Origin of the sequence: Caenimonas sedimenti, from assembly GCF_007833165.1 — a bacterium.
GTDB classification, from domain to species: domain Bacteria; phylum Pseudomonadota; class Gammaproteobacteria; order Burkholderiales; family Burkholderiaceae_C; genus Ramlibacter; species Ramlibacter sedimenti.
This window is the reverse complement of record NZ_VOBQ01000017.1, coordinates 13,445-37,665: the sequence shown is the minus strand read 5'-3', so window position 1 is coordinate 37,665 and position 24,221 is coordinate 13,445. Positions and strand designations below refer to the sequence as shown.

Here is a 24,221-nt window from a genome sequence, read left to right as displayed (position 1 = left end):
GAGTCCCTGACTATGGCCACGGCAGCTACCAAGGTTTCAGAGTTCGTCTTCGAGTGGGAGGGCAAGGACCGCAACGGCAAGCAGGTCCGCGGGGAGACCCGGGCCGCCGGCGAGAACCAGGTCATGGCGGCCCTGCGGCGCCAGGGCGTGTCGCCGACCAAGATCAAGAAGCGCCGGATGAGCTCCGGCAAGCGGATCAAGCCCAAGGACATCGCCATCTTCACGCGCCAGCTCGCGACGATGATGAAAGCCGGCGTGCCGCTGCTGCAAGCCTTCGACATCGTCGGCCGCGGCAACGCGAACGCCAGCGTGACCAAGCTGCTGAACGACGTCCGGACCGACGTCGAGACCGGCACCTCCCTGTCGGCCGCATTCCGCAAGTACCCCCTGTACTTCGACAACCTGTACTGCAACCTGGTGGAAGCCGGCGAACAGGCCGGTATCCTGGAAAGCCTGCTGGACCGGCTGGCGACCTACATGGAAAAGACCGAGGCGATCAAGTCCAAGATCAAGTCGGCACTGATGTACCCGATCGCGGTGGTCGTCGTGGCCTTCGTCGTGGTGGCGGTGATCATGATTTTCGTGATCCCGGCGTTCAAGGAGGTATTCACCTCCTTCGGCGCAGACCTCCCCGCCCCCACGCTGTTCGTGATCGCCTGCAGCGAGATCTTCGTCAAGTGGTGGTGGCTGATCTTCGGCGGCCTCGGCGGCGGCTTCTACTTCTTCATGCAGGCCTGGCGGCGCAGCGAGAAGGTGCAGATCTTCATGGACCGCCTGATGCTCAAGCTGCCGGTGTTCGGCGACCTGGTCTACAAGTCGGTCATCGCGCGCTGGACGCGCACGCTGGCCACCATGTTCGCCGCCGGCGTGCCGCTGGTGGAAGCGCTCGACTCCGTCGGTGGCGCCTCGGGCAACTACATCTACCAGATCGCGACCGAGAAGATCCAGCAGGAAGTCTCCACCGGCACCAGCCTCACGGCCGCGATGACCAACGCCAACGTCTTCCCGTCCATGGTGCTGCAGATGTGCGCGATCGGCGAGGAATCGGGCTCCATCGACCACATGCTCGGCAAGGCCGCGGACTTCTATGAAGCCGAGGTCGACGACATGGTGGCCGGCCTGTCCAGCCTGATGGAGCCCATCATCATCGTGTTCCTGGGCGGCCTGATCGGCGGCATCGTGGTGTCCATGTACCTGCCCATCTTCAAGCTCGGCCAAGTCGTCTGATGTTCGTGTTCCCCGCCGTGGACGCCGCGATCGCCGGCGTCTTCGGCCTGCTTTTCGGCAGCTTCCTGAATGTGGTGGTCCACCGCTTCCCGAAGGTCATGGACCGGGACTGGTGGAAGGAAATCCACGCCACGCTGGCCGATCCGCAGACGCACCAGGCGGTCTTCGCACGGCCGCCGTCCAAGGGGCTGGTCGCGGAAACCGCGGCCATGGGCAACGCGCTGGAAGCCTTGCCCCCGCTCTCTCTCGCCCAGCCGCGCTCGCGTTGCCCGCACTGCGGCCACATGATCCGCTGGTACGAAAACATTCCCGTCTTCAGCTGGCTGGCGCTGCGGGGCAAGTGCTCCGGCTGCGGCAAGCCGATCAGCCCACGCTATCCCATCGTCGAAACGGTGACCGCCGCTTTCTTCGCGCTGTGCGCCTGGCGCTGGGGGCTCAGCCCCCAGGCGGCCGCCTGGGCCGCGTTCGCCTTCCTGCTGATCGGGCTCTTTCTCATCGACATGGACACGTTCCTGCTGCCCGACGACCTGACCTACCCGCTGCTCTGGCTGGGCCTCCTGGCCGCGGCCGCGGGGTGGACGGTGCCGCTCCAGTCCGCCGTCCTGGGCGGCGCAGCCGGTTATCTGGCGCTCTGGTCCGTCTACCACCTCTTCAAGCTGCTGACCGGCAAGGAGGGCATGGGCTATGGCGACTTCAAGCTGCTGGCCGGCCTGGGTGCCTGGTTCGGCGTGCACTACCTGCTGGCGATCATCCTCGTGTCGTCCGTGGTGGGCGCTGTCATCGGCGTGATCCTGCTGGTCGTGGGCAAGCTCGCGAACAAGGAGGTGCCGATGCCCTTCGGCCCCTACCTCGCAGGTGCCGGCCTGGTTTGCCTGGTGATCGGACCGGCGCGGGTGCCCGCGCTGTTCCCCTTCGCCTTCCCTTTCGGCAGTCCTTAGCGCGGCATTCATGGCCTGGCGCATCGGCCTGACCGGCGGCATCGGCAGCGGCAAGAGCACGGTGCTGGAAATGCTGCGCGAAATGGGCGCGGCAGCCATCGATGCAGATGCCATTTCGCGCGCCGTCACGGCACCCGGTGGTGCCGCCGTCCCCGCGATCGCCGCCCACTTCGGTGCCGGTTTCATCGACGCCTCTGGCGCCCTGGACCGCGCCCGCATGCGCGAACTGGCCTATTCGCAGCCCGCCTCCCGCAAGGAGCTGGAGGCCATCATCCACCCGCTGGTCGGCGCCGAAGTGCAGCGCCAGGAAGCCGCAGCCGAGGCGGCCGGCATGCCCTGCATCGTCTACGACATCCCGCTGCTGGTGGAGTCGGGCCGCTGGCGGGCGAAGCTGCACCGCGTGCTGGTGGTCGACTGCGAGCCCGAAACGCAGGTGGCCCGCGTCGTGACGCGCAGCGCACTCGAGCCGGACGCGGTACGCGCCATCATCGCCGCCCAGGCCCCGCGCGCGCTGCGCCTGGCCGCCGCCGACCTGGTCATTTGCAACCAAGCATTAACACTGGATGCTCTGCGAAGCCAAGTGGCACAGGTCGCGAAGACCTTCGGGCTGAATTGACCCACCCCCGAAGCGGCCTTCGGCCGCCTCCCCCTCAAGGGGGCGCCCCCAGCGGCCCGGCGAAGCCGGTTCCGCGGCGGCCGGCGACGCCGTGTTACCGCGCGCCGCAGCCGGCGCGTGACGGGCTACTCTATGATGCGCACGGCGCACTTCCTACCAGCATCGTCCCGCGTGATCCTCTACGAATACCCCTTCAACGAACGCATCCGGACCTACCTGCGGCTGGAGCACCTCTTTCGCCGGCTGGGTGAGCTGATCCCCCGCACCCACCCGCTGGACCACCATTACGCGCTGGCCACCATCTTCGAGGTGATGGACGTGGCCGCGCGTGCCGACCTGAAGTCCGACGTGATGAAGGACCTGGAAAAGCAGAAGATGGTCCTGAACGGCTACCGGGGCAACCCCGCGATCGCCGAAGGTGTGCTCGACGGCGTCATTGGCCAGCTCGATGCCTGCTTCCATGCGCTGAACCACATGCCCGGCAAGTCGGGGCAGCCGCTCACCGAGAACGAGTGGCTGATGAGCATCCGCAGCCGCGCGGGCATCCCGGGGGGCACCTGCGAGTTCGATTTGCCCGGCTACTACGCCTGGCAGCACCGCAGCAGCAGTGACCGCCAGGCCGACCTGGAACGATGGGCCAACCATTTCGGCGCCCTGGCCGAAGCCATCCAGGTGCTGCTGAAACTGCTGCGCGACTCGGGCACGCCCCAGAAGGTGTTGGCCACCGGCGGCCAGCTGCAGCAGACGCTGCCCCAGGGCCGCACCTTCCAGCTGCTGCGCCTGCGCATCGACCCGGCCCTGGGCCTGGTGCCGGAGATCAGCGGCAACCGCCTGATCGTCTCGGTCCGTTTGATGCGGCAGGACAGCGAGCGCATGCACGCGAGCAGCGACAACGCCGCCTTCGAAGTCACCCTCTGTTCCTGAGGAGTCCCGGAATGGCGAGTCATCGACCCGAGTCGCACACGGCCAAGCCGCGGCTGGTGCGCTGCCCCGCGTGCGGCGGGGACAGTGTCTACGCGCCGAGCAATCCGTTCCGCCCCTTCTGCAGTGAACGCTGCAAGAGCATCGACTTCGGGGCCTGGGCCAGCGAGAGCTTCCGGGTGCCTGACGAGACGCCTCCGGACGACGTGCCGTTCGGGGACCCGAAGCTTTCCTGACCTTCAGGCCACGTGAGTGGCGGCCGGGAACGCGCGTTCGGCGGCGAACCATTGCAGCACCGGCACGGTGCCGGGCAGCACCGGCCGCACCTGCACCGGCAACTGCTGCCAGGCGAACTGCTGGCCCTCGTGCATGTGCAGCTCGCCCGACCAGGCGTAGACCTTGCAGAAGTTGAGCCGCACCAGCGCATGCGGGTAGTCCACCACCTCGACCCGCCAGGGGTGAATCGGGCCGACCTCGACACCGATTTCTTCGCGCAGTTCGCGCCGCAGGGCCTGCGCGACGGTCTCGCCCCGCTCCAGCTTGCCGCCTGGAAATTCCCAGTAGCCCTCGTAGACCTTGCCGGGTGGCCGCGAGGTGAGCAGGAAGGCCCCATCGTTGCGCACCAGGACGCCCACCGCCACTTCCACCTGCGCCCGACCGGCCCCACCCATGCGCGGCAGGTCGCCATCGGCCACCAGGGGACCAGCCGTTCGTGTCATCCGCCGTGCCGGCCTGCGTAGTCCCGTGCGAACTGGTAGGCCACCCGGCCGCTGCGCGATGCGCGTTCCAGGGCCCAGACCAGGGCCTCGGCGCGCGCCGCTTCGATGGCCGCCGCAGGTGTGCCGAAGTGCGCGAGCCACTGCGCGGTGATCGCCAGGTATTCGTCCTGGGTGAAGGGATAGAAGCTCACCCACAGCCCGAAGCGCTCGGACAGGGAGATCTTCTCCTCCACCACCTCACCCGGATGCACTTCGCCATCGTCCGTGTGCTTGTAGCTGAGGTTTTCCTTCATGTACTCCGGCAGCAGGTGGCGCCGGTTGCTGGTGGCGTAGATCAGCACGTTGGGCGAAGCCGCGGACACCGAGCCGTCGAGGATGGACTTGAGCGCCTTGTACCCGGCCTCGCCCTCCTCGAAGCTCAGGTCGTCGCAGAACACGACGAACTTCTCGGGCCGCGCCGCGACCACGTCGACGATGTCGGGCAGGTCCACCAGGTCGGCCTTGTCGACCTCGATCAGGCGCAGGCCCTGGGCGGCGTACTCGTTCAGGCAGGCCTTGATCAGCGAGGACTTGCCGGTGCCGCGCGCGCCGGTGAGCAGCACGTTGTTGGCGGGATGGCCCTGCACGAACTGCAGGGTGTTGCGCTGGATCTTCTCCTTCTGCGGCTCGATCTCCTTCAGGTCGCCGAGGCGGATGGCGGCGACGTGGCGCACCGGCTCCAGGTTGCCGTGGCCGCTGGCGCGCTTGCGGTAGCGCCAGGCGGTGGAGGCATTCCAATCCGGGGCGGTCAGCGGCTGCGGCAGGATGGCCTCGATGCGCGTCAGCAACTGGCCCGCGCGCTCGATCAATTGCTCGAACTTCTCATTCATCGTTCAGGACCGGTAGTCGGCGTTGATCGTCACGTACTCGTGGCTGAAGTCGCAGGTCCACACCTGGTCGGCGGCCGTGCCCCGGCCCAGGGCCACGCGCACCGTGATCTCGCTTTGCTTCATCACGCGCTGCCCGTCCTCCTCGCGGTAAGCGGGATTGCGGCCACCGCCCTTGGCGACGTGCACGTCGTCGAGGTACAGGTCGATGCCGGCCGGATCGAGGTCGGCGATGCCGGCGTAGCCCACGGCCGCGAGGATGCGCCCGAGATTGGGGTCGCTGGCGAAGAAAGCCGTCTTCACGAGTGGCGAATGGGCGATGGCGTACGCCACCTGGCGGCATTCCGCGGCGGTCTGGCCACCTTCCACCCGCACGGTGATGAACTTGGTGGCGCCTTCGCCGTCGCGCACGATGGCATGTGCCAGCAGACGCGACACTTCCAGCATCGCCTGCTTGAGCACCCGGCCCTCGGGACTGTCGATGGCGGTGATGGGCGCGTGTTTCGCCCGGTTGGTGGCGACGACGATGAAGGAATCGTTGGTGGAGGTGTCGCCGTCGACCGTCACGCGATTGAACGAGCCCTCCGCCAGCTCGAAGGCCAGCTCCTGCAGCAGTGAACCGTCGATGCGCGCGTCTGTCGCCAGGAAGCCGAGCATGGTCGCCATGTTGGGGCGGATCATGCCGGCGCCCTTGCTGATGCCGGTCACGGTGACCGTCACGCCGCCGATGGTCACCTGCCGGCTGAAGGCCTTGGCCACGGTGTCCGTGGTCATGATGCCCTCGGCGGCGCGCAGCCAGTGCCCGGGTTGCGCGTCCGCGAGGGCCGCGGGCAAGCCGGCTTCGATGCGGTCCGCCGGCAGCGGCTCCATGATGACGCCGGTGGAGAACGGCAGCACCTGCTCCGGCGCGAGATTCAGGTGCCGCGCCAGGGCGATGCAGGTGGCGCGTGCGCGCACCATGCCGTCTTCGCCCGTCCCGGCGTTGGCATTGCCCGTATTGATGAGCATGGCGCGGATGTCGCCGTGTGCCAGGTGCTCACGGCACACCTGGACGGGCGCCGCGCAGAAACGGTTTTTGGTGAAGACGCCGCCAACGGACGCGCCCTCATCGAGCAGGAAGACCGTGAGGTCCTTCCGGTTCGCCTTGCGAATGCCCGCTTCCGTGACGCCGATGCGGACGCCTGGCACGGGGTGCAGCGCGGCCGCGGTGGGCGCGCTCAGGTTGACTGCCATGGAAATTCTCTCTTGGTTAGTTTTGCCGCCAGGGCAACCCGCGCAGGCGCCAACCGCCCTTGCGGCCGCGCTGGCCGGATTCATCTGGGTCGCCCTCGAAGCCTTCGAGGATGTTGTACGCCTCGATGCCCAGTTCCGTGGCCCGCTTCGCCGCGGCGATCGAACGCACGCCGCTGCGGCAGAGCAGGACGGCCTTCTTGCCGCTGGGCACCGCCGCCTTCATCTGCTCGTCATAGCCCGCGTTCATCACCATGCCGGGCCACTGCTTCCAGGCCAGCGGCACTGCGCCCGGCACGAAGCCGACCCATTCGCGCTCCGCGTCGCTGCGCACGTCCACCAGCACGGCCTCGCCGGCTTGCCACCACCGGCACGCGAGTTCGGGCGTCACGTCGCCGGCATAGCCCTGGGCGGGACGGGGCTGCATTCGGTCCGGTGCGGCTGGATCACTCATCGACAGGATTTTGCCAGCGTCGCGAGCCCTCGCCCGCTGCGCAACGGGAACCTAAGTACGAGCACCAGAGGCAAGGCGCCACCTTGCTTGGTGAAAACCCTCTTAACGCGCGATGAACGCGCTGCAAAAGATAGCGTGCTAACGCATAACCACCAGGAGACAACGAATGACCCTACCGAAGACACCCCGCCGCCGCAGCCTGCTGAAGGGTGCGGCCGTGGCGGGCGCTGCCATGTCGGCGCCGATGATCGCCACGGCACAGACCGCGGCGTTCCGCTTCCAGAGCACCTGGCCGGCCAAGGACATCTTCCACGAATACGCCCAGGACTTCGCCAAGAAGGTGAACGACATGGCGGGCGGCAAGCTGAAGATCGAGGTGCTGCCGTCGGGCGCGGTGGTCCCGGCTTTCCAATTGCTCGAAGCGGTCAACAAGGGCACGCTCGACGGCGGCCACGGCGTCGTCGCCTACCACTACGGCAAGAACTCGGCGCTCGCGCTCTGGGGCTCCGGCCCGGCGTACGGCATGACCGCCAACATGGTGCTGGCCTGGCATGAATACGGGGGCGGCAAGGCGCTGCTGGAGGAAATCTACAAGTCCATCAACATGGACGTGGTCTCGTTCCTCTATGGCCCGATGCAGGTGCAGCCGCTCGGCTGGTTCAAGAAGCCGGTGTCGAACGTGTCGCAGATGAAGGGCCTGAAGTTCCGCACCGTCGGCCTGGCCGTCGACGTGTTCAAGGACCTCGGCGCGGCGGTCAACCCGCTGCCCGGTGGCGAGATCGTCCCGGCGCTGGATCGCGGCCTGATCGACGCCGCGGAATTCAACAACTCCTCGTCCGACCGCGTGCTGGGCTTCCCCGACGTGGCCAAGAACTGCATGCTGCAGAGCTTCCACCAGAGCGGCGAGCAGTTCGAGATCCTGTTCAACAAGGCGAAGTACAACGCCCTGCCGGCTGAATTGAAGGCCATCATCACCTATGGCGTGCAGGCCGCCAGTGCCGACATGAGCTGGAAGATGGTCGACCGCAACTCCGCCGACTACATCGAGCTGAAGAAGGCGAAGGTCAACTTCTACAAGACGCCCGACTCGATCCTGAAGGCGCAGCTGGACTCGTGGGACAAGGTGATCGCCGCGAAGGCCAAGGAGAACCCTGTGTTCCAGAAGGTGCTCGACTCGCAAAAGGCTTTCGCCGAGCGCGCCGTGGCCTGGGACAACGACTACAACATCAATTTCCGCATCGCCTACGACCGTTACTTCGGCAAGGGCGCGAAGAAGACCTGAGCCGGCTGCCGGCTGGGTCCGGGGCGGCTGCCGGTGGGCATGCCGCCTTTTTCTTTGCAAGAAGGTACAACAACAAATGCAGAAACTCCTGCTCGCCGTCGACCGATTCTCCACCTGGGTGGGGCAGTTCTTCGCCTGGGCCATCGTCTTCCTCACGCTCGCGATCTCCTGGGAGGTGTTCTCGCGCTACGTGCTCGGGACGCCGCACGGCTGGATGCTGGACGCCCAGATCATGATGTACGGCGTGCTGTTCATGATGGCCGGTGCCTACACGCTCTCCAAGAACGGCCACGTCCGCGGCGACGTGCTCTACGGCTTCTTCCAGCCTCGCACACAGGCCACGCTGGACCTGATCCTCTACATCCTGTTCTTCCTGCCCGGCGTCATCGCGATGACATGGGCCGGCTGGGTGTTCTTCACCGACGCACTGGCGATCCGCGAACAGACGTTCAACGCCGATCCCATCCCGGTCTATCCCTTCAAATTCTTCATCCCGTTCGCCGGCGCCATGCTGCTGCTGCAGGGGCTGGTGGAGATCGCGCGCTGCGTGCTCTGCATCCGTGACGGCTTCTGGCCCTCGCGGGAGCAGGACGTCGAGGAGGTCGACGTCGAAAAGCTCAAAGCGATGGTGCACGTGAAGGACGAGGATATCGCCGCCCTCGACGCTGTCGTCGTGCGCAAGGAAGGGGTGAAGCCATGAAGATCCGCAAGGAGCTGTGGTTCGGCTTCATCCTGATGGGGATCATCATCCTCGCGGCCCTCGGCATGCTGGTGAGCGTGGAGCGCATCGAACGTGGCCACATCGGCCTCTTGATGCTGTCGCTGGTGGTCGTCGCCATCATGCTGGGTTTCCCCACCGCCTTCACGCTCATGGGCATGGGCATGATCTTCACCTGGCTCGCGTACGACCGGGACCTGCAGAAGACGCTCGACCTGATGGTGCAGGCCGCCTACAAGGTGATGGCCAACGACGTGCTGATCTCGATCCCGCTGTTCGTCTTCATGGGCTACCTGGTCGAGCGCGCGAACCTGATCGAGAAGCTGTTCAAGAGCCTGCACCTGGCGATGGCGCGGCTGCCCGGCGCGCTCGCGGTGGCCACGCTGGTCACCTGCGCGGTGTTCGCGACAGCCACCGGCATCGTCGGCGCGGTCGTCACGCTGATGGGGCTCCTGGCCCTGCCGGCCATGCTGCGCGCGGGCTACAGCGTGCAGATGTCGGCCGGCGCGATCACGGCGGGCGGCTGCCTCGGCATCCTGATCCCGCCTTCGGTGCTGCTCATCGTGTACGGCGCCACGGCTGGCGTCTCGGTGGTGCAGCTGTATGCCGGCGCCTTCTTCCCGGGGCTGATGCTGGCGGGCCTCTACATCGTGTACGTCATCATCGTGGCCAAGATCAGGCCTTCGATGGCACCCCCACTCGCGCCGGAAGACCGGCGCGTTCCGCTGCCGGTCTACACGCAGCGCATCGCGCCTTCGGAGCAGGCCCATGCGGTGCCGGTGCTGCTCAACGCCTTGAAAGGCTCGAAGAACAAGGACGTGCCGACCGGCTTCCTGCTGGGGCAGCTGGCCATCGTCTTCGCGCCCCTGCTGGTCTTCGTCTTCCTGGCGCTCTGGGGCTACCAGGCCGCGACCGCGCCCGTGTTCGACCAGGCGCAGGCGGCCAGCGGCCTGACCCGGATGGGCGAAGGCAACGAACCCGCCCAGCGATCGGCCGGTGGGCTCGCGGAACCCCCGGCGAGTTCATCCGGGCTGGCCGAGCCTCCCGCCGAAGGCGGCCTGAAAGAGCCGCCTGCGGAAGGTGGCCTGGCCGAGGCACCGGCCGAGGGTGTGAAGGAGCCGCCGGCCGAAGGCGTGAAGGAGCCGCCCGCGGCCACTGCCAGCGCACCGCCCGCAGTGACGCCGCCCGCCCCGCCGGCTCCCGCCACCGATGCCCCACGCACCGAAGCCGGCAAGGGCTACTGGGTCACCTTCGGGGTCTTCGCGGCCCTGCTGGCGATCTTCTATGCGGTGCTGAGCTTCGGCCGGCTGGAGATCTTCAAGATGCTCCTGACCAGTTTCTTCCCGCTGCTGATCCTGATCATGGCGGTGCTGGGCTCCATCGTGATGGGACTGGCCACACCCACCGAGGCGGCGGCCGTCGGCGCGCTGGGCGGCTTCCTGCTGGCCATCGCCTACCGGCAGCTGACCTTCAACGTGGTCAAGGAAAGCGTGTTCCTCACGGCCAAGACTTCCGCGATGGTGTGCTGGCTGTTCGTCGGTTCCGCGATCTTCTCGGCGGCCTTCGCGCTGCTGGGCGGGCAGGAACTGGTGGAGCGCTGGGTCCTGTCGATGAACCTGTCGAAAACCCAGTTCCTCGTGCTGTCGCAGGTCATCATCTTCGTGCTGGGCTGGCCACTGGAGTGGACGGAGATCATCGTGATCTTCATGCCGATCTTCATCCCGCTGCTCGACAACTTCGGGGTGGACCCGCTGTTCTTCGGCTTGCTGGTCGCGCTGAACCTGCAGACCGCGTTCCTGTCCCCGCCGGTGGCAATGGCCGCCTTCTACCTGAAAGGGGTCAGTCCACCGCACGTGACGCTGAACCAGATCTTCCTGGGCATGCTGCCGTTCATGGGAATCCAGGTCATCGCGATCATCCTGCTGTACCAGTTCCCGGCGATCGGGCTGTGGCTGCCGCAACTGCTCTACTCGCGTTGAGCTCACATTGACGTTGACGTAAACGTCAATTACAGTGCGTCTTCCCTCCCCGGAGACGCACTGCCCATGGCCAAGCCCAGCTCCCGCGCGCCCGCGCTCGCCGATTGGCAGCCCCCTGCGGGCAAGCGCGCGGCCTCGTTCCGCCTGAAGGACATCGACCCGGCGGCCAAGCCCTGGTCCAGCGGTGACAAGGCGCTGGACGTCGCCGCGGTGGAGAAGCTCGCCGTCGAACTCGACGGCCTGCAAAACCTGCTTTACGCGGACCGCCGCTTCAAGGTGCTGGTGGTCCTGCAGGGCACGGACACCGCGGGCAAGGACGGTACGGTGCGCGGCGTCTTCGCCCGCACCAGCCCGCTGGGCGTGCACACCGTCGGCTGGAAGGCACCCACCGAGGAGGAGCGCGGGCACGACTACCTCTGGCGCATCCACAAGGCGATGCCTGGCGCGGGCGAGATCACCGTTTTCAACCGGAGCCACTACGAAGACGTGCTGGTGCCGGCCGTCAATCAATGGATCTCCGCGGATGTGGTCGCGCAGCGCTACCGCCAGATCAACGACTTCGAGCGCATGCTCACCGAGAACGGCACGCTCGTCCTCAAGTTCATGCTGCACATCAGCGCCGAGGAGCAGCGCACCCGCCTGCAGGAAAGGCTGGACGACCCCGCCAAGCGCTGGAAGTTCAGCATGGGGGACGTCGAAGTCCGCAAGCAGTGGGCCGACTACCAGAAGGCGTACCAGTCGCTGCTACGGGCCACCAGCACCGAATGGGCGCCCTGGACCATCGTGCCCGCCGACTCGAAAACGCATCGCAACCTGATGATCGCCACCGTCGTGCGCGACGCGCTGAAGAAGCTCAAGCTGCGTTATCCCCCCGGCGACCCGGCCCTGAAGGGCCTGGTGATCGCCTGAGATTGAAAAGACAAATTCCATGACCGACCTGTCCGCCGAATTCAAGGCGCTCGCGAACTACCGTCCCACGCACAAGGTGCGCTTCGTCACGGCGGCCAGCCTGTTCGACGGCCACGACGCCGCCATCAACATCATGCGGCGCATCCTCCAGGGCATGGGCGCCGAGGTCATCCACCTGGGGCACAACCGCAGCGTGGACGAGGTGGTGACGGCCGCCCTGCAGGAAGACGTTCAGGGCATCGCCATCAGCTCCTACCAGGGCGGCCACGTCGAGTACTTCAAGTACATGGTCGACCTGCTGAAGTCGCGCGGCGGTGCGCACATCCAGGTGTTCGGGGGCGGCGGCGGCGTGATCGTGCCTTCGGAAATCCGCGAACTGCATGACTACGGCGTCACGCGCATCTACAGCCCGGAAGATGGGCAGCGCATGGGCCTGCAGGGCATGATCGGCGAGATGGTGATGCGTTGCGACAAGGACCTCGCGTCCTTCGCGCCGCGTGAACTGGCCGCGATCCAGGGCCGGGAAGAACAGCACTGGCGTGCCCTGGCGCAGCTGATCACGGCGCTGGAAAACGGCAGCGCCGACGCCGCCCTGGTGCAGGCGCTGCGCACCGCCGCCGCCGGCCACAAGGTGCCGGTGCTGGGGATCACGGGCACCGGCGGCGCCGGCAAGTCGTCGCTCACCGACGAACTGGTGCGCCGCCTGCGGCTCGACCAGGGTGACGCCCTGCGCGTGGCCATCATTTCCATCGATCCCTCGCGCCGCAAGAGCGGCGGGGCGCTGCTGGGCGATCGCATCCGGATGAATGCGATCAATCCCTGGAGCCAGGGCCCCCGCGTCTACATGCGCTCGCTCGCCACGCGTGACTTCGGCAGCGAAATCTCGGCGGCGTTGCCGGACGTCATCGCGGCCTGCAAGGCCTCGGGTTTCGACCTGGTGGTCGTGGAGACCTCCGGCATCGGCCAGGGCGATGCCGCCATCGTCCCGCATGTGGACGTCCCCATGTACGTGATGACGCCGGAGTTCGGCGCGGCCAGCCAGCTCGAGAAGATCGACATGCTGGATTTCGCCGAGTTCGTGGCCATCAACAAGTTCGACCGCAAGGGCGCGGCCGATGCGCTGCGCGATGTGGCCAAGCAGGTGCAGCGCAACAAGGAGGCCTGGGGCAAGAAGCAGGACGACATGCCGGTCTTCGGCACGATGGCCGCGCGCTTCAACGACGACGGTGTCACCGCGCTCTACCAGGCGCTGAAGCCCCGGCTGGCGGAACTCGGCCTGCCTTTGGCTGAAGGCCGACTGCCCGCCGTCGCCGTTCGCCACAGCACCAACCAGACGCCGGTGGTGCCGGCGGCCCGCAGCCGCTATCTCGCGGAGATTTCCGACACGGTGCGCAGCTACAAGAAGCGCGCCCGCGAACAGGCCCGGCTCGCGCGCGAGATCCAGCAGCTGAAGGAAGCCGCGCGCATGTTGAAGGAAGGCAAGCCCGACCGCGCCCCGGCCGCCGAAGCTTCGCTCGATCTGGCAGGCCAGCGGCTCGCCCGCATGGACCGCGATGCGCTGCATCTGCTCAAGCAGTGGCCGGAGATGCAGCAGGCCTACGCCGGCGAGGAATACGTGGTGAAGATCCGCGACAAGGAAATTCGCACCAGGCTCACCACCAAATCGCTCTCGGGCACCACCATCCGCAAGGTCAGCCTGCCCACGTACGAGGATCACGGCGAGATCCTCAAGTGGCTGATGCTGGAGAACGTGCCCGGCAGCTTCCCGTACACGGCCGGCACCTTTGCCTTCAAGCGCGAGGGCGAGGACCCCACCCGCATGTTCGCCGGCGAAGGCGACGCCTTCCGCACCAACACCCGCTTCAAGCTGCTGTCGGCCAACATGCCGGCCAAGCGCCTGTCGACGGCCTTCGACTCGGTCACGCTCTATGGCAACGACCCCGACCTGCGCCCGGACATCTACGGCAAGGTCGGCAACTCGGGCGTGTCGATCGCCACGCTGGACGACATGAAGGTGCTGTACTCCGGCTTCGACCTGTGCGATCCGGCGACCTCGGTGTCCATGACCATCAACGGCCCGGCGCCGTCGATCCTGGCGATGTTCATGAACACCGCCATCGACCAGAACCTGGAGAAGTTCAAGAGCGACAACGGCCGCGAACCCACGGACACCGAAGCCGCCAAGATCCGCGAATGGGTGCTGGCGAACGTTCGCGGCACCGTGCAGGCCGACATCCTGAAGGAAGACCAGGGCCAGAACACCTGCATCTTCTCCACCGAGTTCTCGCTCAAGGTGATGGGCGACATCGCCGAATACTTCGTGCACCACGACGTGCGCAACTTCTATTCGGTCTCGATCTCGGGCTACCACATCGCCGAAGCCGGGGCCAACCCGATCTCGCAGCTCGCGTTCACGCTGTCGAATGGATTCACCTTCGTGGAGGCCTATCTCGCGCGCGGAATGCACGTCGACGACTTCGCGCCCAACCTGTCGTTCTTCTTCAGCAACGGCATGGACCCGGAGTACACGGTGATGGGCCGGGTGGCGCGCCGGATCTGGGCGACGGCCATGAAGGACAAGTACGGCGCAAACGAGCGCAGCCAGAAGCTGAAGTACCACATCCAGACTTCCGGGCGCAGCCTGCACGCGCAGGAGATCCAGTTCAACGACATCCGCACCACGCTGCAGGCGCTGATCGCCATTTACGACAACTGCAACTCGCTGCACACCAACGCGTTCGACGAGGCCATCACGACGCCCACCGAGGAATCGGTGCGCCGCGCCATGGCCATCCAGCTCATCATCAACCGCGAATGGGGCCTGGCGAAGAACGAGAACCCCAGCCAGGGCAGCTTCATCATCGACGAGCTGACCGAGCTGGTGGAGGAAGCGGTGCTGACCGAGTTCGAACGGATCGCCGAGCGGGGCGGCGTGCTGGGTGCGATGGAAACCGGCTACCAGCGCGGCCGGATCCAGGACGAGAGCATGCATTACGAGATGCAGAAGCACACGGGCGAGCTGCCCATCATCGGCGTCAACACCTTCCGCAATCCGCACGGCGACACCGTGATGGAGAAGCTGGAGCTGGCCCGCTCGACCGACGAGGAGAAGCAGAACCAGCTGAAGCGGCTGCACGACTTCCACGCGCGCCACGCCGGCGCCGCGCCGGCGATGCTGCAGCGGCTGCAACAGGCGGTGATCGACAACCGCAACGTCTTCGAAGTGCTGATGGACGCGGTGCGGGTCTGTTCGCTGGGCCAGATCACCACCGCACTGTTCGAAGTGGGCGGCCAGTACCGCCGCAACATGTGACGCAAGGGCCAGGCGAAGTAGGTCAGACTTCTGACAGGTTGCCACATCCGGCTTAAGCTCCTCTTTTCGTAGCAACAGGCCGAGGATCTGCAGGCCTCGCGGAAGGATGCGGTGAGCTCTTTCAGCTCATCACGCAAAACTACCTAAGGTCTTACCCCCTTACTGCACCGCAGCACGAATTCCTACATTCGCCTCCAGACCGAGGGCGCGCCGCGCCTGTTTGCAAGAGCCGGAGGAAACCTTGTCCGCTGAGACCATCCTGGAGACCCGGGGCCTGACGAAGGAGTTCAAGGGCTTCGTCGCGGTCAACAACGTCGACCTCAAGGTCCGGCGCGGGGACATCCACGCGTTGATCGGCCCCAACGGCGCGGGCAAGACGACCTTCTTCAACCTGCTCACGAAATTCCTGCCGCCGACCCGCGGCACCATCACTTATCTCGGCACGGACATCACGCACGAAAAGCCGGCCCAGACGGCACGGCGCGGCATCGTCCGTTCGTTCCAGATCTCGGCCGTGTTCCCGCACCTGACCGCCCTGGAGAACGTGCGCGCCGCGCTGCAGCGCAACCTGGGCACCTCCTTCCACTTCTGGAAGCCGGAGAGCTCGCTGCACCACCTGCACGAGCGCGCCGAGCAGCTGCTGGCCGCGGTCGACCTGCAGGATTTCGGCAAGGAACTCACCGTGAACCTGCCCTACGGCCGCAAGCGCGCGCTGGAGCTGGCGACGACGATGGCGCTCGAACCGGACCTGATGCTGCTCGACGAGCCGACCCAGGGCATGGGCCACGAGGATGTGCATCGGGTGACCGAGCTCATCAAGAAGGTCTCCGTCGGCCGCACCATCCTGATGGTCGAACACAACATGGGCGTGGTGTCGTCCATCGCCGACCGCATCACGGTGCTGCAGCGCGGCGCGATCATCGCCGACGGCCCCTATGCCGAAGTCTCGGCCAACCCGCAGGTGATCGAAGCCTACATGGGCAGCGCCGATGTCGCGCTCCAGGGAGCGCACTGACATGGCCGCGAACGAATTCCTGAAGATCGACAACCTGCACGCCTGGTACGGCGAATCGCATGTGCTGCACGGCGTCAACCTGACGGTCAACGAAGGCGAGGTGGTCTCCATCCTCGGCCGCAACGGCGCGGGCCGCACCACCACGATGCGCGCCATCGTCGGCCTGACGGGTTCACGCACCGGCTCCATCCGCATCAAGGGCCAGGAGGCCATCAAGCTGGCGCCGCACAAGATCGCGCGCCTGGGCCTGGGTTACTGCCCCGAGGAACGTGGCATCTTCGCCAGCCTGTCGGCCGAAGAGAACCTCATGCTGCCGCCGACCATCGCCGAAGGCGGCATGAGCGTGGCCGAGATCTACGGCATGTTCCCGAACCTGAAGGAACGCGCGTCCAGCCCGGGCACGCGTCTGTCGGGCGGCGAGCAGCAGATGCTCGCCGTCGCCCGCATCCTGCGCACGGGCGCCCGGCTGCTGCTGCTCGACGAAATTTCCGAAGGGCTCGCCCCGGTCATCGTGCAGAAGCTCGCGGAGATGATCCGCACGCTCAAGGCCAAGGGCTACACCGTGATCCTGGTCGAGCAGAACTTCCGCTTCGCCGCGCCGCTGGCCGACCGCTTCTACGTGATGGAGCACGGGAAGATCGTCAAGGAATTCACCCAGAGTCAGCTTCAAGAGAACATGGCCATGCTCCAGGAATTCCTGGGCGTCTAGGCCGGCACTTTCATTCACGCCATTTTTTCCAAGGAGACCGCTATGAAACTCAAGACCCTCGTCGCCGCCCTGGCCGTCGGCTTCGGCAGTGCCGCCGCCGTGGCCCAGTCGGGCCCCGTCAAGATCGGCTTCATCACCGACATGTCCAGCCTGTACGCCGACATCGACGGCCCCGCCGGCGGTGAAATGATCAAGTGGGCCGTGCAGGACTTCGGTGGCAAGGTGCTCGGCCGCAACGTCGAAGTGCTGACCGCCGACCACCAGAACAAGGCCGACGTCGCCAGCTCCAAGGCGCGTGAGTGGATGGACAAGGAAGACCTGCAGATGCTGGTCGGCGGCACGAGCTCCGGCACCGCGCTGGCGATGTCCAAGGTCGCGGCGGAGAAGAAGCGTCCGTTCATGGTCATCGGCGCCGGCTCCGCCCGCCTGACCAATGAAGACTGCTCGCCCTACACCGTGCACTACGCCTACGACACCGTGGCCCTGGCCAAGGTGGCGGGCAATGCGCTGGTGAAGGCCGGCAACAAGAACTGGTACTTCCTGACCGCCGACTACGCGTTCGGCCACTCGCTGGAAAGTGACGCCTCCAACGTGGTCAAGGCCAACGGCGGCACCGTGGCCGGCACCGTGCGCCACCCGCTGAACGCTTCCGACTTCTCCTCGTTCCTGCTGCAGGCGCAAGGCTCCAAGGCCCAGATCCTGGCGCTGGCCAACGCCGGCGGTGACTTCACCAACGCCATGAAGGCGGCCAAGGAATTCGGCATCAACAAGACGATGAAGGTCGCCGGCCTGCTGGTGTTCATCAACGACGTGCACTCGCTCGGCCTGGCCAACACCGAAGGCCTGCAGCTCGCCGACAGCTGGTACTGGAACCAGGACGACGCCTCGCGCAAGTTCGCCAAGCGCTTCTTCGACAAGTACAAGCGCATGCCCTCCAGCCTGCAGGCCGCCGACTACTCCGCGACCATGACGTACCTGAACGCCGTCAAGGCGGTGGGCTCGACCGACGCCGACAAGGTGATGGCGGAGATGAAGAAGACCGGCGCGAACGACTTCTACAGCAAGGGCAAGATCCGCGCCGACGGCCGCATGATCCACGACATGTACCTGTTCCAGGTCAAGGGCGCCAAGGAGTCCACCACGCCTTGGGACTACTACAAGACCGTGGCCAAGGTGCCGGGCGACCAGGCGTTCACGACGCTGGCCGACTCGAAGTGCTCGCTCATCAAAAAATAAGTGAAAAGCAGCCGGCTTGCGCCGGCTGCGACTTGAACTTGGGGTAAGTCATGGAGATCTTCGGGATTCCGCACCAGGCGTTCCTGGGCCAGCTGATGCTGGGCCTGGTCAACGGTGCTTTCTACGCGATGCTCAGCCTGGGGCTCGCGGTGATCTTCGGCCTGCTCGACATCGTGAATTTCGCGCACGGCGCGCTGTACATGCTGGGCGCGTTCGCCGCCTGGATCATGCTGGACAAGTTCGGCATCAATTTCTGGTTCGCGCTCATCCTGGCCCCCCTGGTCGTCGGCGCCCTCGGCGTCGCCATCGAGCGCGGCTTCCTCAAGCACCTGTACGGTCTCGATCCGCTGTACGGCCTGCTGCTCACTTTCGGCCTGTCACTGATCTTCGAAGGCGTGCTGCGCGAGCAGTACGGCGTCTCGGGGCAGTCCTACCCGGTCCCGGAGCTGCTGTCGGGCGCCACCAACCTCGGCTTCATGATCCTGCCGAACTACCGCGCCTTCGTGGTGGTGGCCTCGTTGCTGGTCTGCCTGGGCACCTGGTTCCTCATCGAGCGGACGCGGCTCGGCGCCTACCTGCGGGCCGGCACCGAGAACGCGAAGCTGGTCCAGGCCTTCGGTGTCAACGTGCCATTGATGGTGATGCTCACCTATGGCGCCGGTGCCGCCCTGGCCGCGCTGGCCGGCGTGCTGGCCGCGCCCATCATCCAGGTGACGCCGCTGATGGGCTCCAACCTGATCATCGTGGTGTTCGCCGTCGTCGTGATCGGCGGCATGGGCTCGATCCTCGGATCGGTGATCACCGGCCTGGGCCTGGGCGTCATCGAAGGCATGACGCGTGTGTTCTACCCCGAAGCCTCCAGCGTGGTGGTCTTCGTCGTGATGGTGATCGTGCTGATCATCCGCCCCGCAGGCCTGTTCGGCAAGGAAACATGACTCCCCCCCGAAGCGCCTTCGGCGCCTCCCCCTCAAGGGGGCGCCACCAGCGGCCCGGCAAAGCCGGTTCCGCGGTGGCCCACGAATGGCACGCACCCCACGGAGAAACGCAATGACCCACTCTACCGCGGCCATCCCCATGACCGAGTCTTCACCTGCGGCGTCCGGAGCGCAAAATAGACCCATGAACAAAGGGCTGCGCCTCACCTATCTAAGCCTGCTGGGCCTTGCGCTCATTGCACCGCTGATCGGGCTGTATCCGGTGTTCGTGATGAAGCTGCTGTGCTTCGGCCTGTTCGCCTGCGCCTTCAACCTGCTGCTCGGGTTCACCGGCCTGCTGTCCTTCGGCCACGCCGCCTTCTTCGGCTTTTCTGCTTACGTCACCGGCTGGTTCATCAAGGCCCAGGGCTGGACGCCGGAACTCGGCATCCTGGCCGGCGTCGTCGTCGCGGCTTTCCTGGGGCTGGTGTTCGGGTTGGTCGCGATCCGCCGCCAGGGCATCTACTTCGCGATGATCACGCTGGCACTGGCGCAGATGGTCTTCTTCATCTGCCTGCAGGCGCCCTTCACCGGCGGCGAAGACGGCCTGCAGGGCGTGCCGCGCGGCAACCTGCTGGGCATGCTGCCGCTCGCGTCGGACACCACCATGTATTACGTGGTGCTGGCGATCTTCGTTGCCTGCTTCATGGGCATCTCGCGCATTGTCACCTCGCCCTATGGCCAAGTGCTCAAGATGATCCGCGAGAACGAACCGCGCGCGATCTCCCTGGGCTACGAGGTCGACAAGTACAAGCTGCTGGCTTTCGTGCTGTCCGCGGCGCTGTCCGGCCTGGCTGGCTCGCTGAAGACGCTGGTGATGGGCTTCGCCACGCTGTCGGACGTGCACTGGTCGATGTCGGGCGAGGTGATCCTGATGAGCCTGCTCGGCGGCGTCGGCACCTTCTTTGGGCCGGTGCTGGGCGCCGGCATCGTGATCGCGCTGCAGAACCTGCTGGCCGACAAGGTGGGCGCCTGGGTCACCGTGATCATCGGCGTCATCTTCGTGCTGTGCGTGCTGGCCTTCCGCAAGGGCATCGTCGGCGAGCTGCTCGCCTGGCGCGACCGGCGTTCGGCGCGCGCAGGGTCGGCCCACTGAAGATTCACTCCTCCTGCCGGCGGCCCCACACCGCCGCCAGTGAGGCGGCCTTTTGCCGGAAGCTCAGGTCCTCCTCCGAGATCGCATCGAGGAAGTCCGAAAGGCGCTTCGACTTGGCGATCGTGTAGAACGTGAGCGCGATCGTCGGCACGAAGACCACCGCGAAGTAGGCCAGCTTGGTGAACGGGTTGGCATCGGCCTCCGAGATCAGGTTCATGCCCAGGAAACCCGTGGTGACCGTGCCGATCAGGCCCAGGATCGTCACCACCGTGAGGCGCACGACCGTGTTGGCCTGCCGGCGCAGCGAGTCGGCATCGAGGAAGCTGTTCATGTCGGCGACGCGTTCCTTGACCTCGACGTACAGGCCATCGGTTCCCAGGTGCTTCACGCACATGTGCCAGAGGGCGCGCACGTGCGCCTGCTCCGAGATCTCGTGGAACCAGTAGCGGTGCGTGAAACGCAGGAAGCCTTCGAAGCTGGCGCGGATGGCGCGCTTGAAGCGGCGCACGCTCGGCGGGCTCGTCGGTTCGAGGTCGTTGAGCGCCTGCACCAGGCGGTCCGAGAACATCAGCAAGGCGGCCTTCTGGAAGTGCGCGATCAGGAACAGCATGAAGTGCTGGTGCCGGAACTGCGCCAGCACGCCACGGTCGCGGCAGCCGAAGAATTGCGACTCCGCCTGGCCGACCACCAGCAGTGAATGGCCGCTGCAAAGGTAACGCGTATTGGGCGCGGCGCCGCCGGGCGCCCAGAACCTGTCATAGCAGAAGCGCTGCTCGAAGTGCCCGAGGTAATCCTCGGCATACGGCAGCGCTTCCGGGTCGCCCTGCTGCGCCCCCGTGACGAGCGCCAGTCGCGCGAAGTCCGCGCGGCGCAGGGCCAGCGGCCGTTCCAGGGCCAGGTAGCCCATCACGGGCATGCGGTAGTACTCGATCTGCCGGAACCGCAGCAGCCCGGCCTCGGTGGAATGGTCGCTCACCAGCGGCTGCAGCATGAAGGCCCAATGCGACGCGATCCTCGGGGCGCGGTGCTCGCAAACGTGGGCGAGGAACAGTTCGCTTTGCTGCGCGTCGGAGCGCGCCAGCACCGCGCCGTCGGCCGCGAGCCATTCGACGCTGGACATGCAGTGCAGCGGCTGGCCATGGTCGTCCCAGCCGCCCGGATAGCCGCGCCCGAACCGGTACAGCACTTCCTGGGCCTCGGCCAGGCTCAAACCGGCGGCGCTGACTTCGAGATTCAGCATCACCAGGTCGACATCGAAGAAGAAGTACAGGTCGGCGTGGACGATGTCCAGCGTGATCGGCGCCTCGCCGGGGCGCGCGATGGTGCGCACGGCGTGGATGTCGCGGCGGCGGAACACGCGCATCGGCGAGCCGCCATCGCCGCCGGTGCGGCGCGCGCGCCCCTCGCCGTAGAGGAATCGCTGGACGAACGGCAGGAACGCCACGAACTCGTGATAGTGGCGCTCGTGGAAGGTGCCGGCGGCGCCGCTGTATTCGTCCACGACCTCTCGCCAGGGCGACGCTTCGCCCATGTCGCGCAGGATCTCCCAGGCCGACTTGCGGCTGCCCTCCACCGGCATCAGGCGCAAGGGCCACAGCAGCACCTGGCGAAACTGCTGGACGAGGCCGGGGCCGGCTTGCGCCGTTTCGCCCGCAGCGGAAACGTCGCGCTCCATTCAGGCAGCCCTCAGCGGGCGCCGACCGCCGTGCGCAGTTCCGCCAGCGGCACCACGCGCCCGTGCAGCGGCAGGATGCGGTCGACGTCCAGCCGCAGGCGCTGGATGTTCTGCCACAGGTTCACGTGATTCAGGTTCGGTGGCGTCGGCGGCGCGGCGCCGGGAGCGCCGGGGGTGAATGCATCGGCTTCGATCAGCAGGCGTTCGCGCGGCAGCCAGACCATGTTGAAGCCCTGGGCGTGGATGCTCGAGTCGATCGAATGGACGATCACCGGCCGGCTCGCGTCGCCGATGTCGCGCATGCCCGCCACCCCGACGACGCTGGCCTTGCGGCCGGAGCGTTGCAACGCGTCCGGGTTGATGCTGTTCGGGTTGGCGAACGTCTTCTCGTACCACGGCTTGGCCTGTTCGCTGGTGACGAGCGTGATGCCTTCGGACACGGCCGTGCGCAAGCCACCCGCGTGATCGAAGTGGTGGTGCGAATTGACGGCATAGCGGATCGGCTTGCCCGGCACGAGCCGCCGCGCTTCGGCAATGACCGCCAGGGACCGCCCGTCATACAGCGGCGTCTCGACCAGGATCAGGTGGTCCCGCATCTCGATCAGCACGCTGTTGTGCGAGCCGCCCGCGATGTGCCAGACGCCGTCGGCGACCTTCTCGGACACGGCGCGCTCGGCGAAGGCCGGCACCAGGGCCGGCAATTCGATGGGCGCCGGCGCGTTGGGCTGGACCTCCGTCACGTTCATGTCGAGCACCGGGAAGCCGCCCTGCGTCTGCTGGATGCGCCCCGGGAACTTGACGCCGCCATGGTCGCGGTAACCCGAATAGATGGTGCTGACCTCGGTGTCGCCCATCACGGCGTTCGGCTGGACCGAATCGACGCGCTCGACGAGTCCGTCGGCGCCGACCCAGACCCTGGCCTTGAAGCGGCCCGGCTCGGTGAAACTCACGACCGTCTTGCCGCCTTCGCTGCGCGCGCTGGGCGAATTCTTCATGGCGGCCTTGAGCACCCCATGCGGCGTGGTCCACAGGTCATGGATGCGGGCATCGACGGCCAGTGGCGCCGGCACGGGTGCCGGGCCGACCAGGTTCCAGGCATGGGTGCCGCGCAAGAGCCCGGTGGTGCGCTGCTCGCCGGTGCCCATGAGGGGCACGGCGCCGCCACCGTTGGGTTCGGAGCGGCTGCGGGCGCCCTCCTCGCGCAAGGCGCCGTTCTCGTAGTCGACGATTCGCGAGCCGGTGATGTTCAGTCGGGGCCATGCTTCCCCCGGCACCCAGGCCTGGCCAAACGATGCGCCCATCCCGCTGCCGGCGTAGCGCAGCGTCTTCAGGTTGGTGCCGCCCATCGCCTGTTCGGCGCCACGCAACACGGCCTGGGCATCCATCGCCTGGTGGGCGCAAGCCGCGAGAAGGGCCAGCGGAAGCACCGCCAGCAGTCTGGAATACCGTGTCATCGCCATCTCCTGTCGTTGTGGGCGCATGGTAGCCCGCGGCGGCGCCGCTGTCATGCAGGTGATTGGCGGGGCGGGCGGCGGGCGCTAACCTGCCGGTGAATTCCCAAGGACTGTCTCATGAACGAACTCTTCTCGCTGCAGGGCCGCGTCGCCCTCGTCACCGGCGGCTCGCGTGGCATCGGCCGCATGATCGCGGCCGGCTTCCTGCGCCAGGGCGCCAAGGTGTACATCTCGGCGCGCAAGGCGGCTGCTTGCGACGCGACCGCCGCCGAACTGTCCGCGCTGGGTACCTGCGTTTCTTTGCCGATCGACGTCTCCAGCCTGGAAGGCGCCCGCACCCTGGCCGCGGCCATCGCCGAGCGCGAAGGCTCGCTCGACATCCTGGTGAACAACGCCGGCGCCGCCTGGGGCGAGTCCTTCGAGACTTTTCCGGAGACCGGCTGGGACAAGGTGATGGACCTGAACGTGAAGGCGCCCTTCTTCCTGACGCAGGCGCTGCACGACCTGCTGAAGCGCGCCGCGAGCAAGGGACGCCCGGCGAAGGTGATCAACATCGCCTCCATCGACGGGATCTCCGTCAACCCGTGGGAGACCTATTCCTACGCGGCGAGCAAGGCGGGCCTGATCCACCTGACCAAGCGCATGGCATTGCGCCTCGCGCAGGACAACATCGTGGTGAGCGGCATCGCCCCCGGGCCTTTCGCCTCGGACATGAACAAGGCGGCGCGCGACCACGCCGACGAGGTGGCCGGCCACGTGCCCGTGGGCCGCATCGGCACCGAGGAGGACATGTCGGGCGCGGCGATCTTCCTCGCGGCGCGCTCAGGCGACTTCGTGGTCGGCGAGACGATCGTCGTCGACGGCGGCGTGACGCACGCGCGCGGGTGACG

General features: G+C 66.6%; 22 protein-coding genes. 16 read left to right on the top strand and 6 right to left on the bottom strand.

All coding sequences use genetic code 11. From position 1 onward, the window contains the following. Positions 1–12 precede the first annotated feature (12 nt). The 5 genes from FN976_RS20935 to FN976_RS20915 all read left to right on the top strand — a co-directional run bounded on the left by FN976_RS20935 (position 13) and on the right by FN976_RS20915 (position 3,938). Positions 13–1,227: a type II secretion system F family protein gene (locus FN976_RS20935; RefSeq protein ID WP_145895018.1), complete on the top strand. Its 1,215-nt coding sequence runs from the start codon at positions 13–15 to the stop codon at positions 1,225–1,227. Continuing rightward, positions 1,227–2,165 (top strand): prepilin peptidase, encoded by a 939-nt coding sequence (locus tag FN976_RS20930; protein ID WP_145895017.1) that lies wholly within the window; start codon positions 1,227–1,229, stop codon positions 2,163–2,165. The genes FN976_RS20935 and FN976_RS20930 overlap by 1 nt, the downstream gene beginning before the upstream one ends. A gap of 10 nt (positions 2,166–2,175) precedes the next feature. Continuing rightward, complete coding sequence (coaE, locus tag FN976_RS20925; RefSeq protein ID WP_145895016.1) at positions 2,176–2,781, top strand: dephospho-CoA kinase; 606 nt, start codon at positions 2,176–2,178, stop codon at positions 2,779–2,781. Between the two features lie 171 nt (positions 2,782–2,952). Continuing rightward, a complete protein-coding gene (gene zapD / locus FN976_RS20920; RefSeq protein WP_145895015.1) occupies positions 2,953–3,705 on the top strand; it encodes a cell division protein ZapD in 753 nt (250 codons plus the stop codon). A gap of 11 nt (positions 3,706–3,716) precedes the next feature. Then, positions 3,717–3,938: a DNA gyrase inhibitor YacG gene (locus FN976_RS20915; protein WP_145895014.1), complete on the top strand. Its 222-nt coding sequence runs from the start codon at positions 3,717–3,719 to the stop codon at positions 3,936–3,938. Positions 3,939–3,941: 3 nt separating this feature from the next. Here the strand turns inward: FN976_RS20915 and FN976_RS20910 are convergent, their stop codons facing one another. The 4 genes from FN976_RS20910 to FN976_RS20895 are packed head-to-tail and all read right to left on the bottom strand — an operon-like array spanning position 3,942 to position 6,944. After that, positions 3,942–4,421 (bottom strand): NUDIX domain-containing protein, encoded by a 480-nt coding sequence (locus FN976_RS20910; RefSeq protein ID WP_145895013.1) that lies wholly within the window; start codon positions 4,419–4,421, stop codon positions 3,942–3,944. Next, positions 4,418–5,290 (bottom strand): ATP-binding protein, encoded by an 873-nt coding sequence (locus tag FN976_RS20905; RefSeq protein ID WP_145895012.1) that lies wholly within the window; start codon positions 5,288–5,290, stop codon positions 4,418–4,420. Before FN976_RS20905 ends, FN976_RS20910 begins: the two co-directional genes overlap by 4 nt. Before the next feature lie 3 nt (positions 5,291–5,293). Continuing rightward, a complete protein-coding gene (gene argJ / locus FN976_RS20900) occupies positions 5,294–6,520 on the bottom strand; it encodes a bifunctional glutamate N-acetyltransferase/amino-acid acetyltransferase ArgJ (RefSeq protein WP_145895011.1) in 1,227 nt (408 codons plus the stop codon). Between the two features lie 16 nt (positions 6,521–6,536). Then, a complete protein-coding gene (locus FN976_RS20895; RefSeq protein ID WP_145895141.1) occupies positions 6,537–6,944 on the bottom strand; it encodes a rhodanese-like domain-containing protein in 408 nt (135 codons plus the stop codon). Between the two features lie 193 nt (positions 6,945–7,137). On the opposite strand from FN976_RS20895, the gene FN976_RS20890 reads away from it, so the two are divergent. The 10 genes from FN976_RS20890 (at position 7,138) to FN976_RS20845 (ending at position 20,202) form a co-directional block, all read left to right on the top strand. Then, positions 7,138–8,253: a TRAP transporter substrate-binding protein gene (locus FN976_RS20890; RefSeq protein ID WP_145895010.1), complete on the top strand. Its 1,116-nt coding sequence runs from the start codon at positions 7,138–7,140 to the stop codon at positions 8,251–8,253. Positions 8,254–8,329: 76 nt separating this feature from the next. Next, positions 8,330–8,953, top strand: a complete 624-nt coding sequence (locus FN976_RS20885; protein ID WP_145895009.1) for a TRAP transporter small permease subunit — start codon at positions 8,330–8,332, stop codon at positions 8,951–8,953. Beyond that, the gene (locus FN976_RS20880; protein WP_145895008.1) at positions 8,950–10,950 is read left to right on the top strand and encodes a TRAP transporter large permease; all 2,001 of its coding nucleotides are present in this window, start codon (positions 8,950–8,952) and stop codon (positions 10,948–10,950) included. Before FN976_RS20885 ends, FN976_RS20880 begins: the two co-directional genes overlap by 4 nt. 66 nt (positions 10,951–11,016) lie before the next feature. Next, a complete protein-coding gene (locus FN976_RS20875; RefSeq protein ID WP_145895007.1) occupies positions 11,017–11,859 on the top strand; it encodes a PPK2 family polyphosphate kinase in 843 nt (280 codons plus the stop codon). Positions 11,860–11,878: 19 nt separating this feature from the next. Next, on the top strand, positions 11,879–15,172 hold the full coding sequence (gene icmF, locus FN976_RS20870) for a fused isobutyryl-CoA mutase/GTPase IcmF (protein WP_145895006.1): 3,294 nt from the start codon (positions 11,879–11,881) through the stop codon (positions 15,170–15,172). A gap of 241 nt (positions 15,173–15,413) precedes the next feature. Beyond that, the gene (locus FN976_RS20865) at positions 15,414–16,187 is read left to right on the top strand and encodes an ABC transporter ATP-binding protein (protein ID WP_145895005.1); all 774 of its coding nucleotides are present in this window, start codon (positions 15,414–15,416) and stop codon (positions 16,185–16,187) included. 1 nt (position 16,188) lies between these two features. After that, positions 16,189–16,896, top strand: a complete 708-nt coding sequence (locus tag FN976_RS20860) for an ABC transporter ATP-binding protein (RefSeq protein WP_145895004.1) — start codon at positions 16,189–16,191, stop codon at positions 16,894–16,896. Between the two features lie 42 nt (positions 16,897–16,938). Then, entirely contained in the window at positions 16,939–18,132 is a 1,194-nt protein-coding gene (locus FN976_RS20855; protein ID WP_145895003.1) for an ABC transporter substrate-binding protein, read from the top strand. A 50-nt stretch (positions 18,133–18,182) separates the two neighbouring features. Next, positions 18,183–19,067, top strand: coding sequence for a branched-chain amino acid ABC transporter permease (locus FN976_RS20850; protein WP_145895002.1), 885 nt, complete (start codon positions 18,183–18,185; stop codon positions 19,065–19,067). A 184-nt stretch (positions 19,068–19,251) separates the two neighbouring features. Continuing rightward, on the top strand, positions 19,252–20,202 hold the full coding sequence (locus FN976_RS20845; RefSeq protein WP_145895001.1) for a branched-chain amino acid ABC transporter permease: 951 nt from the start codon (positions 19,252–19,254) through the stop codon (positions 20,200–20,202). Positions 20,203–20,206: 4 nt separating this feature from the next. On the opposite strand, the gene FN976_RS20840 is transcribed toward FN976_RS20845, so the two are convergent. After that, complete coding sequence (locus tag FN976_RS20840) at positions 20,207–21,877, bottom strand: magnesium transporter CorA family protein (RefSeq protein ID WP_145895000.1); 1,671 nt, start codon at positions 21,875–21,877, stop codon at positions 20,207–20,209. An 11-nt stretch (positions 21,878–21,888) separates the two neighbouring features. Then, positions 21,889–23,331, bottom strand: a complete 1,443-nt coding sequence (locus tag FN976_RS20835; protein ID WP_145894999.1) for an MBL fold metallo-hydrolase — start codon at positions 23,329–23,331, stop codon at positions 21,889–21,891. Between the two features lie 117 nt (positions 23,332–23,448). On the opposite strand from FN976_RS20835, the gene FN976_RS20830 reads away from it, so the two are divergent. Further along, positions 23,449–24,219, top strand: coding sequence for an SDR family oxidoreductase (locus FN976_RS20830; RefSeq protein WP_145894998.1), 771 nt, complete (start codon positions 23,449–23,451; stop codon positions 24,217–24,219). Positions 24,220–24,221 lie beyond the last annotated feature (2 nt).

Excerpts from the sequence above, each read along its gene's own strand:
- FN976_RS20935 (WP_145895018.1), top strand. The coding sequence starts at position 13 with ATGGCCACGGCAGCTACCAAGGTTTCAGAGTTCGTCTTCGAGTGGGAG.
- FN976_RS20930 (WP_145895017.1), top strand. The coding sequence starts at position 1,227 with ATGTTCGTGTTCCCCGCCGTGGACGCCGCGATCGCCGGCGTCTTCGGC.
- coaE (WP_145895016.1), top strand. The coding sequence starts at position 2,176 with ATGGCCTGGCGCATCGGCCTGACCGGCGGCATCGGCAGCGGCAAGAGC.
- FN976_RS20915 (WP_145895014.1), top strand. The coding sequence starts at position 3,717 with ATGGCGAGTCATCGACCCGAGTCGCACACGGCCAAGCCGCGGCTGGTG.
- FN976_RS20910 (WP_145895013.1), bottom strand. The coding sequence starts at position 4,421 with ATGACACGAACGGCTGGTCCCCTGGTGGCCGATGGCGACCTGCCGCGC.
- FN976_RS20905 (WP_145895012.1), bottom strand. The coding sequence starts at position 5,290 with ATGAATGAGAAGTTCGAGCAATTGATCGAGCGCGCGGGCCAGTTGCTG.
- argJ (WP_145895011.1), bottom strand. The coding sequence starts at position 6,520 with ATGGCAGTCAACCTGAGCGCGCCCACCGCGGCCGCGCTGCACCCCGTG.
- FN976_RS20895 (WP_145895141.1), bottom strand. The coding sequence starts at position 6,944 with ATGCAGCCCCGTCCCGCCCAGGGCTATGCCGGCGACGTGACGCCCGAA.
- FN976_RS20890 (WP_145895010.1), top strand. The coding sequence starts at position 7,138 with ATGACCCTACCGAAGACACCCCGCCGCCGCAGCCTGCTGAAGGGTGCG.
- FN976_RS20885 (WP_145895009.1), top strand. The coding sequence starts at position 8,330 with ATGCAGAAACTCCTGCTCGCCGTCGACCGATTCTCCACCTGGGTGGGG.
- FN976_RS20880 (WP_145895008.1), top strand. The coding sequence starts at position 8,950 with ATGAAGATCCGCAAGGAGCTGTGGTTCGGCTTCATCCTGATGGGGATC.
- FN976_RS20875 (WP_145895007.1), top strand. The coding sequence starts at position 11,017 with ATGGCCAAGCCCAGCTCCCGCGCGCCCGCGCTCGCCGATTGGCAGCCC.
- icmF (WP_145895006.1), top strand. The coding sequence starts at position 11,879 with ATGACCGACCTGTCCGCCGAATTCAAGGCGCTCGCGAACTACCGTCCC.
- FN976_RS20860 (WP_145895004.1), top strand. The coding sequence starts at position 16,189 with ATGGCCGCGAACGAATTCCTGAAGATCGACAACCTGCACGCCTGGTAC.
- FN976_RS20855 (WP_145895003.1), top strand. The coding sequence starts at position 16,939 with ATGAAACTCAAGACCCTCGTCGCCGCCCTGGCCGTCGGCTTCGGCAGT.
- FN976_RS20850 (WP_145895002.1), top strand. The coding sequence starts at position 18,183 with ATGGAGATCTTCGGGATTCCGCACCAGGCGTTCCTGGGCCAGCTGATG.
- FN976_RS20845 (WP_145895001.1), top strand. The coding sequence starts at position 19,252 with ATGAACAAAGGGCTGCGCCTCACCTATCTAAGCCTGCTGGGCCTTGCG.
- FN976_RS20840 (WP_145895000.1), bottom strand. The coding sequence starts at position 21,877 with ATGGAGCGCGACGTTTCCGCTGCGGGCGAAACGGCGCAAGCCGGCCCC.
- FN976_RS20835 (WP_145894999.1), bottom strand. The coding sequence starts at position 23,331 with ATGACACGGTATTCCAGACTGCTGGCGGTGCTTCCGCTGGCCCTTCTC.
- FN976_RS20830 (WP_145894998.1), top strand. The coding sequence starts at position 23,449 with ATGAACGAACTCTTCTCGCTGCAGGGCCGCGTCGCCCTCGTCACCGGC.